Origin of the sequence: Paenactinomyces guangxiensis (genome assembly GCF_016055185.1) — a bacterium.
In the GTDB taxonomy this organism is placed as follows: domain Bacteria; phylum Bacillota; class Bacilli; order Thermoactinomycetales; family Thermoactinomycetaceae; genus Paenactinomyces; species Paenactinomyces guangxiensis.
Genome location: NZ_JAECVR010000038.1, coordinates 1 through 17428, shown reverse-complemented (window position 1 = coordinate 17428; position 17428 = coordinate 1). Strand labels below are relative to the sequence as shown.

The window sequence follows — 17428 nt, the reverse complement described above, 5'->3', positions numbered from 1 at the left end:
CTGTCAGAATCTCTTCATATAGCTTCGCATACAATGATTCTTCCATTTGCTTAACCCGTCGACAAAGTGTTGTATGGTCTGGAATAGCCTTTAATCCAATGCTTCGTCTTGCCCAATAATCTTGAGTTAGTTTCCACTCTAATTCCCGAAAACTACGAATACGATAAAACACTTGGTATACAAGACATTTCAGGATTTCTGCATCACTAAATCTTTTGGGTTTGCCGCGTCGCGGCAAACGATCCACAAAACGCATCATCAAATTATCAATACAATGAAAAATTTGATAAAGTGGATGGTTTCTTGGTGAAAGTCGTGCTAAACTCATAATAAATCCGCCTCCGTGGTTTTGATGATGGGTCGCGCTTTCATTTCAACCACAAATTGGCGGATTTTTCTATTTATTTATGACGATAATGCAACAACCTCTTTATACTTTCTTCTAATTGATTTAAAATATCTGTAAGCCATTCTACCGGGGACACTTGATAATATGGGAAATAAACTTCTGCATGAGATTCAATGTACCTATTTTTTTCATCCTCACTCATCGAGTGATCTTTTAAAAAGGCAGAAATGGTTTCAGTTAACTCAATGATCCACTCCGTTTTCGTTTCTCTAATATACTCTGCTAATGCTTCTTCTGGTGATCCCATATCTTGGTGAAAATGTCCACCTAAAAAATTGCTTAAATCATCAAATTGATTATGACCCATTATTCGTCCTCCTCTCTTAAGGTTCTGGATAACCTGTTAAAACAATAAAGCTACCTTTCCCATCATTTTTCAATACTATTTTCGCTTTTTTATAGTTGTTAACCTGAGTACTCCCTTTTGGGATAACCCGATTTGTGTGACGGCATTGCCAAGCCAGCGGGATCTGCTGCTTGCATCTCCATTGATGATATCGCGTTTCCATGAGTCGGAGATGGATTTCCACATGGCCTTTCCTGTTATGAAAGAATGGCATGGTCTTCGACGTGACCGCGTCGGCGTCTTTGGCGTGTACAGCAGCAAGTGACAATGACAGCTATTATTCAAAACCTCAAACGAATGTCCCATTTCCTGCACCGCCACAGCCCAGTTGGGGAATGTGCAGGGTTGACTTCGCCATGTTTGAACCCCATTTCGCTTCATTTCTCCATCATGTTTTTCTTTTTTGCTTCGTTGATGTTTGATTAATCACAACGCTTCTAAATTGTAACCTAACAAATAATTAGAGAAAGGTGGCACTGTAGTACCAGTTACCACCTTTTTTCGTTATACTGTGAAATTGTTTTTAACTCTCTTTTGGCCTTGTGACGTAACTTCTGAGATGCCCATTTTACATCGCTGATTGTTAGCAAGGATGCCTTTAACAAAGCCTTATCTTTGGGAGGAAGTTTTTCGTACCATTTGAATGCTAACTCAGCCCAGTATTCAGTACCAAACTCAAATCCTGCTCTAGTTACATCAACAAACGGAAAAACTAGATCAATATCCAAATCAATTTTAAACTGTGAAAAAAATTCTTTAATCTCATCGCGAACTTTATCCATTGGTTGTTCAAGAAGGACGACTACACGCATAAAGGAGCGCGTTTTGTTTAAGAGCCGCAATCCGGGGCTCTCCTCCACAACCCAGGTCCCGTCTTCTATAAGACCCATATTCCTATGAGTCTCGCCACAACGAAGGACAGGCAGCCACTTAACCTTAATGTTAGAATCAATCAGGGTAGACTCCCTATACTCAGCTTCCAATAAGCCAGAGTTAAATATCAATTTTAAACGCTCATCCATTACTTTCTCACCAACTTTTTTGTTCATATGAAGCACAGACTTCATTATGTTTTAAGAAACTTTCTTTTGTTTCTATCCAGTTTCGTCTATAGTGTCCACTATTTTCTGTTGTCCTTATCTCTCCGTTGGGGGCTACGTCCCATCCAGAATAGTTTTACTTCCATTCTTCATGCTGCACGGGAAGTCCATAGCTTTTCATAACTTCTTTGAACTGTTTTCTTAACTCTGGTGTCCAGTTTCGTCCGAAATGTCCACTATTTTCTGTTGTCCTTATCTCTCCATTGGGTCCACGACTAAATGTCCCACCTAGAGTAGTTTTACTTCCATCGGCATTTATAGTTTGTGCCAGCTTCTCATGAGGAGATCCTACATAGCCTCCATTTTTTGGAGAACCAACTACAAAGGTATTTGTTTTAGCATCAAAAACAAATTCAATTCCCCAGTTTTTCGGATAGTAGTTTTTAATTGCCTCCACTGATTTCGAGGATGAATTTACCCCAAGTACCCCAGGGGCTGGACCAGACCCTTTCCATGTAGGAATTTTATCCGTTCCCTTATCCTTACCTCCATCATTATTTTTGCCCTCTATACTACCAACTATTTTCCGATTATCAGCCCCCGTCTCCTGATCCACATTCGGATTCCCAGCAATACCCGAACCTCCCCCTGCACCATCAGATGAATCTGAACAATTAATAGGAGACAACACCACCGCGTAATAACCCGTGGTTTGTTGATACGAGAAACAGTTATCCAAATACCTAAAAAACGGCTTTACAAACGGTATGCTGTAAGTGAAACCGACGGCCACCATTGCTGTCCCGGCCAGGCCGGAGAAGAGTGCCATTTTTCCGTTGATCTTCTTGCCGTGCCACAGGTTGGTGAATTTCGTTTTCAGATTTTTCGCTGCATGGGTGCCCGGCACTTTTGAGCTTACTTTTTGTGCGATCTTGCTTGCGGTGGCAATATGTTTGGCTTTGTCTGCTCCTTTTGTACCGATAATGGCTAAACCTATTTCCCCGACGACTCTGCCAGCCCAGCGGGATCTGCTGCTTGCATCTCCATTGATGACATCGCGTTTCCATGAGTCAGAGATGGATTTCCACATGGCCTTTCCTGTTTCGATGGGGTGCTGAATGGCATAGAGGAGATGATTGAAAGCTTCATCGGGATGTTTGATCATATTCACAATCCCTTTGTATGTTGCAACAATGGCATCCCATCCCCCCAGATGGTAGCCGATCACAACGACCGCAATCAAGGAGATGATTGCCATTGCCCCGGCTGACCAATCCCCTTCTTTTGCTTTATTCCAATAATAAGACGGCATTTTTTTGCTGACTTCCCAGTAAGTCGATGCTGTTTCTTTGGTCCACTCCCAGGCGCCGGAGGCTTTTTCCTTGATCCAATCCCAGACGCCATCCTCTTCCTGTGCATTCTGGCTCACCGGCTGTGTTTTCTGCGGTGCCGGACCTTGTTCAACCGGGTCGAAATGGTCATCGATCCGGGGGACCTCAAAGCTGGGATCGGCGTAAACGGTACCGCTGCCAAGGACCCCGGCTCCAACAAGTGTTAAAAGTAAAATAATGATAACCCGAAAATAGTTAACCATTTGTATCGCTACGGAGAGTTCAGGAAGCTGATTCTTTCAGTTTCAAACGAATATTGTGACCATTAACCCAATGGTACAGTGATTCGTGCTCCGTAACGGATTCACCTCTCTTCACAAAATAAATAACAGAAATTGTTTCTTTAAAATTATACATAAATAAAGACTTATTCTACAATATTTAAAAGTATGTCAACACCCAAAAGGGCAAAGCGAAACTAAATTTCATCTCTATATCAGGAAAAATATATATAAAATCAGTAACAAATTAAGGACATGGTGTTGATGTCAAAGATTAAATATACGAAAAATAAAGATTTTGTTAAAATAGTATGAGAACAGTGGAACCGTTCCTACATTTTTAAAATCCGGATGCACAGGGGAGATTTTGCTGTGACCATAAAAAATAAAATCTTCCTCAGCTATGTTCTGTTGTTGGTTGTCCCGCTGTTGGTGATTACGATTGTTATTTATTGGGAGAGTAAAGGTATTCTTGAAAAAAAGTCGATTGAACAGTTTCATACGGTTTCAGAGCTGGCGAATCAGCAGTTTGATCAGTATTTTACGGATATTGAAAACCTTTCGTTAAATATTTTTCAAAGGCCGATTGTGCAAAAGAATGTAAGTGAGCCTGTCAATCCGGGGCATCAGAGGACGAGGGACTATTTTGACAAAGAGATTGAAATGATGAATTTTTTGAGTGGAATCTATAAATTGAAGCCGGGGATCTCCAGTATTATCATTTACGGGAATAACGGGCGGAATTATTATTACCATCCGAAGAAATACTGGAATTCGGCGTATGATGGGAGACAGGAGGAGTGGTTTAAGAAGACGGTTGCCAGGGACGGTGCCTGGGTATTAAGCGGAAAACGGGATGAAAAACAGCTTTACAATCAATATGACAAACGGCCGGAGGAGGTTGTGACCTTTAGCCGGGTGATTAAGAACCTGGAAACCCTGGACCCGATCGGTGTGCTGGCGATTAATGTGAAGGTGGAAACGCTGGAAAAGCTGGCGGGGGTGAACACAGGTTCAAATAAATTAGTGATTTATGACCAGGAGGGGAAGCCGGTCGTTGCGAGTATTGGACTGAATCCCCGGTTGCAGGGGGATGAGGTGCTGCAGGTGAGTTCTGTCTCTTCATTTACTCACTGGAAATCTACCTATTACGCTTCAAAAGATGATTTAATCAGGGAGTCCCGGCAAATACGCAATGTGATGATTTTAGTAACCGTTCTGTTATTGCTGGTTGCGTCCATTCTGGCCCATCTGATCACTTCCGGAATTGTGAAACCGCTGTACCGGTTAAGAGTAAAAATGAAAGCAGTGGAAAGAGGCGAATTTCATAGCGGAGAAGACCTGTTTTCTGTGAAGCGTGATGAGGTTGGGGAGTTGACGCGCGGATTTAACCATATGGTGAATCAGATTGGAATGCTGGTCGAAGATATTCGCAGGCAAGAGCGGCAGAAGCGGGAAGCCGAATTAAGTGCTTTACAGGCGCGGATTAATCCTCATTTTATGTATAACACTTTAAACGGGCTGCGTTTCACAGCGATGATGGACGGGAACCACCGGCTAGCCGATCTGATTACATCGTTTGTCTATCTGCTGAAATTCAGCGCGAAAAACCAGGATTCTCTGATTACATTACAGAAGGAGCTGGAGTTGCTGCAGCATTATGTTGAGCTGATGAAAATGCGGAACGATCAATTCCAATTCCGGCTTAAGGTGGATGAACGGATCGGAAACCATCTGGTAATCCCTTTTTTATTGCAGCCAATTGTGGAAAACGCCATCTTTCACGGGATTGTTCCGTCGAATCAAAAAGGGCTGATTGAGGTGAAGGTGTCTGTTTGTGATCAGGCCAATGTTGCGGTGATCCGGGACAACGGGGTTGGTATCGCTGAAGAGGAACAACGCAGGCTGCTGTTACCGGCGAAACAATCCAAACAGGGGGAGAACTTCAACAAGGTCGGGTTGAGCAATGTGTATGATCGTCTGCGCTTGCAGTTTGGCGCCTCCGCCGATTTAAAGATCAAAAGCAGCCCGAATCAGGGAACAGAGGTGCGTGTGGTCTGGCCGGTCATCATGAAAGAGAGGGAGGGTCAAACCGATGTGGAACGTTTTACTGGTTGAGGATGAGCTGCTGGCCCGCTCGGGAATGAAAGCGATTGTGGACTGGGAAGGGAACGGTTTTCATCTGGTTGCGGATGTTTCACACGGGCAGGAGGCCCTGGAGATATTCCGCCGTCATCGTGTCGACATTGTTTTGACAGATATCCGCATGCCGGTGATGGATGGGCTGGCGCTTGTGCAAACGATTCGCAAGCAGGAGCTGCCGTGTGAAGTGATTGTTCTGAGCAGCTACGATGATTTTCAGTATGTCCGGCAGGCGATGCAACTGGGGGTACGCGATTATATCCATAAGCCGACCATGACCCCTGCCGAACTTGTGAACACCTTAAAAAAAGTGGCTGAGGAGTTGGATAAGAAGCGGTCGATCGAGAAATACCAGCAATTGATTACGGACGTTGCCGGGGCAAGCCGTGAGGCGCTTTTAAACAAGGCGTTAAAACATATCGTAACCAATGGCTCCGCTGTGTTGGAACCCCATATCACCCGCATGTTACATAACGCCGGAATAATGGATGAAGCCCTGTATTTATGTGTTTTTCGTATTCTCTCTCACCGTGGGTCCGGGTCTGAATACACTCCCTTTTTATCAGAGGAAGAAACAGTTCACTCGTTTATGCGCAAACATATGGAAGAAACAGACAGGTCCCCGGTTTTTTTAAAGGAAAAAAATGAATGGCTGCTTCTTTCTCCTGCTTGCCCTGCAAAAACATTTCACCGGTTTGCGCAATATGCGGACCGGTTCGGATGGCAGCTTTTATGGGAAGTTGCAGACCAGCCGGGCGATGTTCTCCAGATGCATTCTGTTTATGAGCGGCTGAGCCGGGAGCTGCATGAGCGATGGGAGGCGGCACAGCGGAATATGCGCTGTCATCCGTTGATTTTAAAGGCTCTTTCATATATGCATGAACATTATATGGCTCCCCTGACACTGGAAAAGGTAAGCAGATATATTCATGTGAACCCTTCCTACTTTAGCAGGCTGTTTTATAAAGAGACAGGCAAATTGTTTACAGATTACCTGACTTCCTACCGTCTGGAGCGGGCACAGCAGTTATTATTACGTACCGACCTGCCCGTGTACGAGATCGCAGGCCGGGTGGGTTACTCCAACAGCAAGTATTTCCTCAAGGTGTTTAAAAAACAATTCAGCATGACTCCAGGGGAATTTCGGCGAAACAGCGCTGAGGCAGAAGTCAATAATGTTCACCTTTGCCCTCAAAAAAAGAAACCGTCAGAGTAGAATGTAAAAATCGTAGACTGCTTTGTCATCAAAAACACCTTTTGCTGCAAAAGGTGTTTTTATAAAATTTAAATTAGATCAAAAACTCTGATGTTGAAACGATTTGCTCCAGGCATAACAGAACCTTTTTGCAGGGAGTTGATATTGAATGGAACTTGCCATCAACGGGGGGAAGCCGGCCCGGAGTAAGCCCTTGCCTCCCAACTATCCCGGAGCCGTGATGATGGGGAAGGAGGAAGCGGAACAGGCCGCACAGACGATTCTGGCGAAATCGCCTTTTCGTTATTACGGGCCTGATGTGCAGTTTGCGGTACGCCGGTTTGAAGAAGCAATGGCAAAAGATCTGGGTGTCCCTTATGTACTTGGAGTTTCCTCCGGAACGGCCGCCTTGATCGTGGCACTGAAGGCACTCGGAATCGGGTACGGAGATAAGGTGATTGTCCCTGCCAACACATTTATCGCAACTGCCGGTGCGGTTATTTGTTGTAACGCGGTACCTGTCTTTTGTGATGTTGACGAAAGTTTAAATCTGGATCCGCACGATTTAGCCCGCGTCACGGATGAGGAAGTAAAGGCGATTATAGCTGTTCCGATTCTGGGAAACCCGTGTGATATGGATGCGGTCATGGCGTTCGCACAAGAGCGCAATCTTTATGTTGTCGAAGATGTGGCACAGTCTTGCGGGGCTAAATATAAAGGCAGATACTTGGGGACCATCGGCCATATCGGAGCATTTAGTTTTCAGGTGAACAAAATATTATCAGCGGGTGAAGGCGGAGCGGTGGTGACGGGTTCCGGTGAGTGGTTTGAACGTGCGGTCCGTTATCATGACCAGGGATTGTTTCGGGATCGGGAGCGGTACGGGCTGAACCCTCATGAAGAAACAAACGCTTTTGTCGGGCAAAATTACCGGATGAGCGAAATCACGGGTGCTGTATTGTCTGCCCAGTGGAACAAGCTGGACGTGATCCTTGCCCGGATGAAAAACAATTACCGGACCATCCGCGATGGATTAACTGCGCAAATCCCGAACATAAAGTTTCGCGAAACGGTTGATGAAGCCGGGGATATTGGCTCCAACCTGGGGATGATTCTTCCTTCCGGAGAGATTGCCGGCAAATTTGTGAAAGCTCTTCAAGCGGAAAACATAGGCGTTTCACTGTTGTACGGAGGGAAGCCCATCTATATGGTGCCGCAAATATTGCACCAGCGTACCTCAGATGCCGGCGGATTTCCATTTAACTATCCCTTTAAACGGCCGGTTGTCTACTCGGAGCACATGTGCCCCCGTGCGACCGATCTTATGGCGAGAACCGTTTATCTGCCGGTCAGTCCGCTGCTAACCGAGCAAGATATTCATGAAATGATTGAAGGTGTATCCAAGGTATATCGCGGATTGGGGATTTAGCTCATACAAAGAGGGGGGGGCTGATATGGCCAATCATACGGCAACTGACACAGGAACAGATTTGCTTACTCGAAAGCAAACAAAGGTGTCCCGTCTTGGGCGGAAGGTTTACCGGTACCGCTGGTACTATTTGATGATGCTTCCGGGCCTCTTATACTTTCTCATTTACCATTACCTCCCCATGGCAGGCGTTGTGATCGCCTTTAAAGATTTTAATTTGTCAGACGGGATCTTTTACAGCCCGTGGGTTGGGCTCAAACATTTTGAGGAGATTTTTACCACTCCCGATATCTACAGAACCATAAGAAACACATTGATTATCAGCCTGTACCGGATCATTTTCGGCATGTTGCCCGATTTGCTGCTGGCAATTATTTTAAATGAGATTCGCGTTCGCTGGTTTAAGCGCACGGTGCAGACGATTACTTACGGACCGTATTTTTTGTCCTGGGTGATCGTATATGCGTTGACATTTTCCTTTTTAGCCCCCGAGTCAGGGTTGGTGAACACGCTGCTCCGCAGTATGGGATATGACCCGATTGATTTTTTGACCAACCAGGAATATTTCCGGACCATTTTGGTTGCGAGTGACGTTTGGAAATCAACCGGTTTTGGAGCGGTGATTTACTTGGCATCGCTGGCGACCATCAATCCCCAGCTGTACGAAGCGGCAGTTGTCGACGGAGCCGGACGCTGGAGGCAGCTGTGGCACATTACCCTGCCGGGCATTCGCAATGTGTTTATCCTGCTGTTGATTCTTCGCATCGGGCATATCATGGATGCCGGTTTTGATCAGGTGTATATTTTCCTCAATGCCAGAGTGTATGAAACGGGAGATATTATTGACACCTGGGTATTCAGAAGAGGATTGGAAAATCTTGAATTTAGCCTGGCAACCGCAGTCGGCTTCTTTAAAGGTGTTGTCGGATTGGTCCTGGTCATAGGCGCAAATAAACTGGCGAAGCGCTTTGGGGGATCCGGGATCTGGTAGGGGGGTGACGGTATGTTTGTACATCATAAATCAAAAGCGGACCGTGTTGTGGATGCCATCCTGTACACTGTTTTAATTCTTTTTTCACTTGCCGCACTCTTTCCCATTTACTATGTATTTGTCATGTCGGTTACGCCGATTGATGTCGTCCTTAAAAACGGCGGGTTTGTCATTTTCCCTGAAAAAATGACCTGGGAAGGGTATAAGGCGATTTTTGAAAGCCCTGTCATCCCGCAATCTCTCAAAGTTTCCGTGTTTGTGACGGTTGTGGGAACAGCCTTAAACGTGATTGTGACTACCCTGCTTGCTTATCCGTTGTCAAAGAAACAATTGCCCGGACGGAACTTTTTCCTGTTTATCGTCGTGTTTACCATGCTATTCTCCGGGGGAATCATTCCGCAATATCTCGTTGTACGGGCGACGGGGCTGCTGAATACCGTGTGGGCGCTGATTATTCCGGGGCTCGTTTCAGCTTTTAATCTGCTGATTATGAAAACTTTTTTTGAGAACCTTCCGGAAGAGATTGAAGATGCGGCCAAAGTTGACGGTTGCGGGGAACTCCAAACCCTGTTCCGGATTGTGCTGCCGCTGTCAAAGCCGATTATGGCGACCATGGCCCTGTTTTATGGCATTCAACACTGGAACGCTTATTTTCAGGGGATTATGTACATTACGGACAAAACACTCTATCCCATGCAAGTGGTACTGAGGAATATGTTGCAGGCGCAGAGCGTAAGCCAGGAACTGTTGACGCAAAACCCGACAATGCTTCAACAGCTTCCCCCGGAAACGCTGCAAATGGCAGCAGTGGTCGTCACGATTTTACCGGTGATTGTGATTTACCCGTTTGTCCAGAAGTATTTTGTGAAAGGATTTTTGCTCGGGTCGATTAAGGAATGAACCGGTGCGAAGATGAAATGCCGCCAGATGGATCGATTTGGCCTGAAAGGTGAGATTCACAACGGGAAAAGGGAGGAAAGAAGAGATGAACTTGAAGCGTCTGGCCATTTTGCTGCTCATTTTTACTCTTTCTCTTAGCGGTTGTTCATTTCTTACCGGAGAAAAAGCAAATGATAAAGAGAACAACCAGGGGAACAGCGGGGGGAAACTGGAGTTAAAATGGTTTACGGTGGTTGATGAGGCGACCTCGGTATTGCCGGATGCACAAAATGATTTTGTGAAAAAAAAGATTGAAGAAAAGTTTAATGTGGATTTAAAAATGGAGTATATGCCGATCGGTCCGGACCGGGATAATCAGTTAAATGTGAAAGTTGCCAGCGGTGATGTGCCGGACATGTTTATGACGCTGGGGGTCACCTCACAAAAGCTGGCTTTAGACGGTGTACTGGCTGATATGACACCGTTTGTCTCTCCGGAAACGGTGCCCAATTATTTTAAATGGGTCAAAGAAGAAGAGTTAAAACGTTATGCGATTGAGAAGAAGTTTGTGCGCGCCCCGGTTCCGTTTGACCGGAATGTATACCGTTCGTACTATATCCGGAAAGACTGGCTGGATAAGCTGGGGTTACAGGTTCCGGAAAGCTACGATGACATGATGAATGTCATGCGCGCCTTTACCTTTAAGGACCCCGACGGAAACGGCAAAAAGGATACCTATGGCATATCGGTATCAGGTAACGGTGAGAAGCTTTCCATCGATTTGCCTCAGTATATTCACAATGATTTGATCGGCGTGTTTATGATTGATAAAGGGAAACTGATCGATGTTCAATCTGATCCCCGGATCGAAAAAGTGATTGATGAAACGGTTGGGATGATGAAAGAGGGGACGATTGACCCCGACTGGTTTTTAAATGAAGGCACAGCCCATATTGACCGGGCTGCACAGGGGAAAGTCGGGATTGTCGCGGGAAATACGCGGGACTTAATACTTGATTCAAACCCGAACAGTCTGCAGAATAAGTCAAAGGCGATTGATCCCAAAGCTGACTGGATTCCTTTTAACCCGTTTAAGGATAAGCCCGGGATTTGGTCAGAAAACCTGCCTGAGACGGCATTTCTCTTCCCGAAATCAGTTGCTGATCAAGAGCCGGAGAAAATTAAGCGTTCGGTGCAAATATTGGATTGGCTTGCCAGTGAAGAAGGGTTTCTTCTCACTCATTATGGTATTGAAGGAAAACATTACACCCGTGAGGGCAACAAAATCACCCTGAAACCGGATGCGATCCAGAAAGATATTGTGGAAAAAGGCAATTTTCTCGATATATATGATTGCTTTACCCCAAATGCTCCGGAAGTGCTCGGTCTGGAAGTGATTGATCCGCGGATGACGGACCGTGACCGGAACATTGTGGAGACCATAAAATCTTATCCAAAAATACCATCCATCGGGACAAACGTCACCCCTCCAAAAGGGCTGAACCTCGCTGACTTCCGGGCCAAAATGAATGAATACCAGGCGAAATTGCTGTTTGATGAGAAATCGGGCAAAAACTGGCCGAAATATCGCCAGGAGCTATTGACCAAGTACAAAGGCCAGGCAGTTTTCCAATCATATGTGGAGCAGATCCGGGCGGTGGGCTTTAAAGTGGAGGATTTCAAATAAGGGGAGCGGAACAGAGGTGCTGCAAAAGCAGTTGGAGGGAAAATGCATGCCCTCCGGCTGCTTCCGCCACCCATGGCGGATTGTATAAAAATTATATAGAATATTTTATATTTTCGGTCTTGGGAAGGGTTGAGAGAAACGAAAGGGGAGGGCTTGCTGCATGAAAATGTCACCGAAGGCTTTAACTATTTTCGTTGCTTTCCTTTTAGTGTCCATGACGATTTTTCCCGTGTCAGTGGCCACTGCAAACAAATCGCCGGCAGGGAAAAAAACAGGTAACCATGGACACCATTCCACTTACGAATTCAGCTACGATTGGCCTGACCGGATCGGGGTTGGTGAATATGTTCAAGTACCTGTGACGCTGCAAACGGAGAGACCCGGCAAAAGCGGCTACGAAAGTGTTTATATCAGCTTTGAAAAAACGTCCGGTCCGGGAGATGTCCTTTTTAGAGCAACCGATCAGGGGAATAAGATCCATTCCTTTAAAAATCGGGGGGACTGGGGCCGTCCGGGATTTGATTTGCCCGCTGTATATAAGGAAACGACCGAGTGGACGTTTAAGTTCTCCAAAACAGGGACCTATGTGATCACCTTTAAACTGATTGATCAAAGCGGGGAAATCCTGGCGAAGAAAAAGGCAACTGTTATAGCTCAACCGGCTTTTACCAATCTAGGTGTCCAGGTGTCCAATCTCACGATCATGACCGCTGCCTTTGGCCATGATTTATCCGGAAATGACGTGGTTTACACGGTGGTGGTCGGAGATCCGGGAAAGCTGGTGGTTGTCGATGCTAAATCGGAAGAGATTTTGAAGGTGCTGGATCTTCCGGGGGCAACGGGGGCCTGGGCAATCACAGTGGCGAGTGATGGGGCCGCCTATGTCGGAACCTATCCAAACGGACATTTGTACAAGTACATGCCCGGTGCGGACCGCGTGGAAGATTTGGGCCAACCCGTCCCGAAGCAAACAGTGATTTACGGCTTGATCCCCGGAAAAAACGGGAAGGTGTACGGTGGCACATATTATGGCGGACATGCTTTTGAATATGATCCAAACAAAGGCTTCACCGATTTCGGGACGATGGTAGAAGGGGAAGAGTATGTGCTGAGTCTGGCTTACGATCCTGAGCAACATGCCCTGTACGCCGGCGTCGGCCAACACGCGCACCTCATTAAATACGATATTGCAACAGGGAAAAAAGAAAACATGTTACCTGCCGAGTATGCCAATTATACCTCTGTCTACGATCTGGATTTAGAAGGCGGAAAACTGTTTATCAAACTTGACCCGAATTATCAAATGCTCGTCATGGATGTCAAAACAGGAGAAATTGAGGCCAAGATGAATGTCCATTCGCGAGGCGTCAGCCCGTTATCACCGGATGGGAAGGCCGTTTATTATACGTTCGGAGGAATTTTGTATGCCTACAACCTGGAGTCGAAAACATCAGAAAAGGTGAAAGTCGGCGGGAATGATGTTGACTTGAAAGCGAATACCATCGGTTGGGGTTATGTACGGTTAGATGATTCGGAATTCCCCGGTTACACCCTGTTCGGTTTCGCAGGCAACTATACAGGAAAAGCCTTTAAATACAACTCACAGACAAACAGTTTAAAAACATTCACGGTTCCTTTGCCTAAACAGCCCACTGACATCTTTCATGTGGGTGCAGGACCTGATGGTAACATTTACAGCGGCGGCTATTTATCCGGCGGAGTAGGTGTCTATTCACCAGCGAAGGGTAAGACCGTACAGTACACGGGGTTAGGTCAAGTGGAAGGAATGACGTCCGTTGGTCAAAAAATGTTTTTTGGTGTTTATGGACATGCAAAAATATATGAGTATGATGTCAGTCAACCGTGGAGAAGCAACATCAACCCCAAACTATTATTTGATTTGTACAGTGAGGAACAAGACCGCCCGGTGGCGATGGTCGGATCGGAACAAGAGGGTAAGCTGTTTATCGGGACAGTGCCGTATTACGGCCAGTTGGGCGGGGCGTTTTCAGTATATGATTTCGCAAGCGGAAAGGTAGACATACACCGCCACATTGTGGAGAACCAGAGTATCGTTTCCCTTGCCTATAAAGACGGAAAAGTATATGCCGGAACAAGTATTGCCGGCGGACTTGGACAAGATCCAGTGGAGAAAGAAGCGAAATTGTTTGTCTGGGATGTGGAGAGTGGAGAGAAAACGTTTGAAACTGTACCCGTTCCCGGCCAAACGGCGGTTCCAGCCTTAACGGTCGGCCCTGACGGAAACATCTGGGGATTGGCACACAGGACATTGTTTATCTTTGATCCCGATACCAGGCAGGTGATTTACAAGGAGGAAAAATTTGCCGATCAGGTTGGTGGTGCACCGTTTTCGAGCGGGGGCGCCCGTTTGGATGTAGGGAAAGACGGCCATATTTACGGCACTGTCAGCGGTATATTTTTCAAGATCAACAGCGGCACGAAGAAACTTACCATACTCCGGGAACAGGGATCTTACCGGCTGGCCCGGGACAGGATGGGCAACTTTTACTTTAAGGACGGGCAAAGTATTCCATACGGAAATACCCTGTGGCGTTACACGATTGAAGACCCGACCGTTTCCGTCACCGGAGTTGTGCTCGACAGGACAGAATTATCTTTATCCATCGGGGAGACAGCTGCACTGAAAGCAACGGTTGAACCTTCTTTCGCCACAAATAAAGATGTGTCCTGGGAATCGAGCAACAGCGGAGTGGCGACTGTAGACGGAAACGGGCAGGTCAAAGCAGTGGCTCCGGGAACTGCTGTGATCACTGTAACGACGGATGATGGCGGAAAAACGGCGACATGTATCGTGAAAGTGGAACAGTGATGCGGACCGTAAGATGCTGCCGGAGTGCTCAGGGTGCAGCCAAACAGAGGAGGGACGCGGATGGGCTACCGTTTATCCGATCTTCATGCAAAAGGAATCCCCTCTCTTTTAACAAACATCAAAAACAGAGAGCAGTGGGAGGCGAAACGAAGCGGCATTCTGCGAAAATGGGTCCTTTATCTGGGCGGGCTGCCCGATCCCGTCCCGGTTCAGTACCGGATTCTGTCTGAAACAGCAGGGGATGGGTACAGGTGTCAACACATTGTTTACAATACGGTTCACAATGATAAGGTGACAGCTTACCTGTTAATCCCCCGCTCTTTGGATATGAAGGGGTCCGGTGCCGGACTCCCTGCGGTACTGGCCCTTCATCCTACTGTTGAAGAAGGAAAAGCGGACATCGCCACCCCCGGAGGGAGAGAAAACCGCAGGTACGGCTTGGAACTGGCGAAAAGAGGGTATATTGTCCTGGCCCCGGATACGATCACAATGGGGGAACGGATCTATCAGGGATATAAACCTTATTGCACGGCCCCATTTTACGAGGAGCATCCCGAGTGGACAGCAACCGGCAAAATGCTGGCTGACCATCGCCAGGGGATTGACCTTCTGTGCCGGCTGCCTTTTGTCAACCCGGGACGGATCGGAGCGATCGGGCATTCCAAGGGTGGCTATAACGCCTTCTTTCTGGCCGGGATCGACAAAAGAATCCGGGCGGTCGTATCCAGCTGCGGCTTTTGTACTTTCACCGGTGACCCCGATCCCCACCGCTGGGGGAAAAGAGACTGGCTATCCCATATACCGCAACTGAGCGAAGATGTGAACGGGGGGCAGGTTCCGTTTGAATGGCACGAGATTGCGGCACTTGCTCCGGTTCCTTTTTTCAACTGGATCGGGCAGCAGGATACGATTTTTCCGCACTGGCAGTCGTCGGCCGAAGCTTTGTTAGATTTAACCCGACTCTATCAATGGCTCGGTGTCGGGGACCGATTTGTCTCTTTAATCGGAAACAGCGGCCACGATTTTCCTGAGGAGATTCGGGAAATGGCTTACAACTTTTTGGATAAGTGGTTAAAAGATGTCCAGGATGAGTAGCGTTTGAACCGGAAAGAAGGGGCAGTTTCCGCCTTTTGTCATTCCATCAGGCAGAAACCGCCCCTTACGCTGTTTCCAATCCGCTCACTTCATCTGGCTTTTAAGACGTTCCATCTCTTTCTGTACTTTGCTTTCAAACGAAATGGGATCTCCTCCGACAAAAGTAAAAAATCCATGGAATATTAATCCGATCGACCACGGCAGGAAAGGAAAAATCAATGTCCAATGAATCCCTTCAGTCATTACACGCATCATGGTTATAAGCAAATTAACTAAAATAAATGCCAACAAATGGTAATAAAACCCCTGTTTCATGCGCACCCTTTTTTCAGCATATCTGCGTATTTGTTCCTCGTTCAAAATAATCACGCCTGTCTGAATAAATTTGGCTATAATATATTTTAATATATGTGATTATTTTTGTAAATTATTTCTATATTCATTAAGTTTGCCAAAGAAAACAGGAGAAAGACTGATTACCAGCCTTTCTCCTGTTTGCGATCCTGTGGCGACGGTCAACTTTTCATTAAATATTTTTGCAGATTATCATCGGAAATGGTGCATCCGATTCCGTTCAGGCCGGACAAACGGACCGTTCCCTGTTCAACCTGCAATCCATCTGCGACCGGGTCATCATCGAGAAAGAAGGGGCCATTTAGATCCACGGGAATTTGGATATCCAGATAATTAAATAGATGTGCACTGGCTGTCAATCCCAGAGAAGACTCAGTTAATCCGCCTCCCAACAAGCCCAGACCGGCTTCTTTCGCGATCTCGCCACACAGCTTCGCTTCCCGGAGTCCGCCCATTTTCGTCACCTTGATGACGGCCATATCGCATGCTTCCATACGGATCGCCTGAATCAGGTCACCGGCTGTCCAGATGCTCTCATCCAAAGCGATGGGAATGACGGTTTTTCTTCGCAATTCAGCATGGCCGTGCAGGTTGTTTGCTTTCAGGGGCTGTTCAAATACGTCTACCCCGATTCGTTCCATTTCCCGGGACAGGCGAACAGCCTGTGTGAGATCATAGGCTTGATTGGCATCCACCCGAAAGTACAGATTGGGTGCCGCCTGTTTAACGGCTTCCAGGACCCGGACATCTTGTTTCGGATTTAAACCAATTTTGACATCAACGGCAAGGAAACCATTCTCTTTGGCGTATTGTGCTTTTTTGTGTGCCTGTTCGGGATCGTTTGTACTGATGAGGTAGGAAAGGCGGATCGAGTCTTTATATGTTCCCATCCAAAGTCCGGGCAGATGGGTTCCGTTATTTTTGGCAATTAAATCATGGAGGGCCATATCGACGGCCGCCTTTGCGATGGGCATGCCTTTGTTCAATCCGGCGGCGATTTCCCGGTTCATCTTTTGGTGGATGCGGTTTAAATCAGTGGCTGATTCGCCGGTCAGAGCCGGTTTCAGATAATGGTTGATGGTGGTTGTGACCGATTCGAGGGTCTCATAACTCCAGCGGTGGCTGGGCCGGGCTTCCCCCCATCCTTCCACCCCGCGGTCATCGGTGATTTTGACATAAACATGGGGCGCCCCCTGTGACTGATCCCCTACCTTCCCCCCTGAAATGGAGAAGTTCTGTTTCATTGGCAATGTTAAAGGAAATACCTCAATATTGGTGATTTTCATACCTTTACCCTCACCTCGTATAGTAAGTTTAAATCCTCAAAAACAATCCATTTCCAGTTAAAACTCGTTCTTTGAAAAGTGAATATCCATCATTCATAGGGGGTGGACTTTT

14 protein-coding genes are annotated in these 17428 nt (G+C 46.6%); 8 read left to right on the top strand and 6 right to left on the bottom strand.

The features are described 5' to 3' along the window. The 4 genes from I8U27_RS19660 to I8U27_RS19645 all read right to left on the bottom strand — a co-directional run. Positions 1 to 328: transposase (locus I8U27_RS19660; RefSeq protein WP_181754931.1), on the bottom strand; the 328-nt coding region annotated here is incomplete at its 3' end. A 73-nt stretch (positions 329 to 401) separates the two neighbouring features. Further along, positions 402 to 716, bottom strand: a complete 315-nt coding sequence (locus I8U27_RS19655) for a contact-dependent growth inhibition system immunity protein (RefSeq protein WP_181754933.1) — start codon at positions 714 to 716, stop codon at positions 402 to 404. 527 nt (positions 717 to 1243) lie between these two features. Beyond that, positions 1244 to 1777 (bottom strand): hypothetical protein, encoded by a 534-nt coding sequence (locus I8U27_RS19650; protein WP_181754936.1) that lies wholly within the window; start codon positions 1775 to 1777, stop codon positions 1244 to 1246. 154 nt (positions 1778 to 1931) lie between these two features. Next, on the bottom strand, positions 1932 to 3389 hold the full coding sequence (locus I8U27_RS19645) for a polymorphic toxin type 43 domain-containing protein (RefSeq protein WP_181754937.1): 1458 nt from the start codon (positions 3387 to 3389) through the stop codon (positions 1932 to 1934). 390 nt (positions 3390 to 3779) lie between these two features. On the opposite strand from I8U27_RS19645, the gene I8U27_RS19640 reads away from it, so the two are divergent. The 8 genes from I8U27_RS19640 to I8U27_RS19605 all read left to right on the top strand — a co-directional run bounded on the left by I8U27_RS19640 (position 3780) and on the right by I8U27_RS19605 (position 15676). Further along, positions 3780 to 5525, top strand: coding sequence for a sensor histidine kinase (locus I8U27_RS19640; protein WP_181754938.1), 1746 nt, complete (start codon positions 3780 to 3782; stop codon positions 5523 to 5525). Beyond that, entirely contained in the window at positions 5503 to 6765 is a 1263-nt protein-coding gene (locus tag I8U27_RS19635) for a response regulator transcription factor (protein WP_181754939.1), read from the top strand. Before I8U27_RS19640 ends, I8U27_RS19635 begins: the two co-directional genes overlap by 23 nt. A gap of 148 nt (positions 6766 to 6913) precedes the next feature. Continuing rightward, a complete protein-coding gene (locus tag I8U27_RS19630) occupies positions 6914 to 8173 on the top strand; it encodes a DegT/DnrJ/EryC1/StrS family aminotransferase (RefSeq protein WP_181754940.1) in 1260 nt (419 codons plus the stop codon). Positions 8174 to 8198: 25 nt separating this feature from the next. Next, positions 8199 to 9164, top strand: a complete 966-nt coding sequence (locus I8U27_RS19625) for an ABC transporter permease (protein ID WP_181754941.1) — start codon at positions 8199 to 8201, stop codon at positions 9162 to 9164. 12 nt (positions 9165 to 9176) lie between these two features. Next, positions 9177 to 10064, top strand: coding sequence for a carbohydrate ABC transporter permease (locus I8U27_RS19620; protein ID WP_181754942.1), 888 nt, complete (start codon positions 9177 to 9179; stop codon positions 10062 to 10064). 85 nt (positions 10065 to 10149) lie between these two features. Continuing rightward, on the top strand, positions 10150 to 11730 hold the full coding sequence (locus I8U27_RS19615) for an extracellular solute-binding protein (RefSeq protein ID WP_181754944.1): 1581 nt from the start codon (positions 10150 to 10152) through the stop codon (positions 11728 to 11730). 160 nt (positions 11731 to 11890) lie between these two features. Further along, complete coding sequence (locus tag I8U27_RS19610; protein ID WP_198065917.1) at positions 11891 to 14581, top strand: Ig-like domain-containing protein; 2691 nt, start codon at positions 11891 to 11893, stop codon at positions 14579 to 14581. A 60-nt stretch (positions 14582 to 14641) separates the two neighbouring features. After that, positions 14642 to 15676 carry a dienelactone hydrolase family protein gene (locus tag I8U27_RS19605; RefSeq protein ID WP_181754945.1) on the top strand — a complete coding sequence of 345 codons (1035 nt, stop codon included), beginning with the start codon at positions 14642 to 14644 and terminating at the stop codon, positions 15674 to 15676. An 84-nt stretch (positions 15677 to 15760) separates the two neighbouring features. On the opposite strand, the gene I8U27_RS19600 is transcribed toward I8U27_RS19605, so the two are convergent. Beyond that, positions 15761 to 16036: a 2TM domain-containing protein gene (locus tag I8U27_RS19600; protein WP_181754946.1), complete on the bottom strand. Its 276-nt coding sequence runs from the start codon at positions 16034 to 16036 to the stop codon at positions 15761 to 15763. Between the two features lie 155 nt (positions 16037 to 16191). After that, the gene (locus tag I8U27_RS19595) at positions 16192 to 17316 is read right to left on the bottom strand and encodes a mandelate racemase/muconate lactonizing enzyme family protein (protein ID WP_181754947.1); all 1125 of its coding nucleotides are present in this window, start codon (positions 17314 to 17316) and stop codon (positions 16192 to 16194) included. Positions 17317 to 17428: the final 112 nt, after the last annotated feature.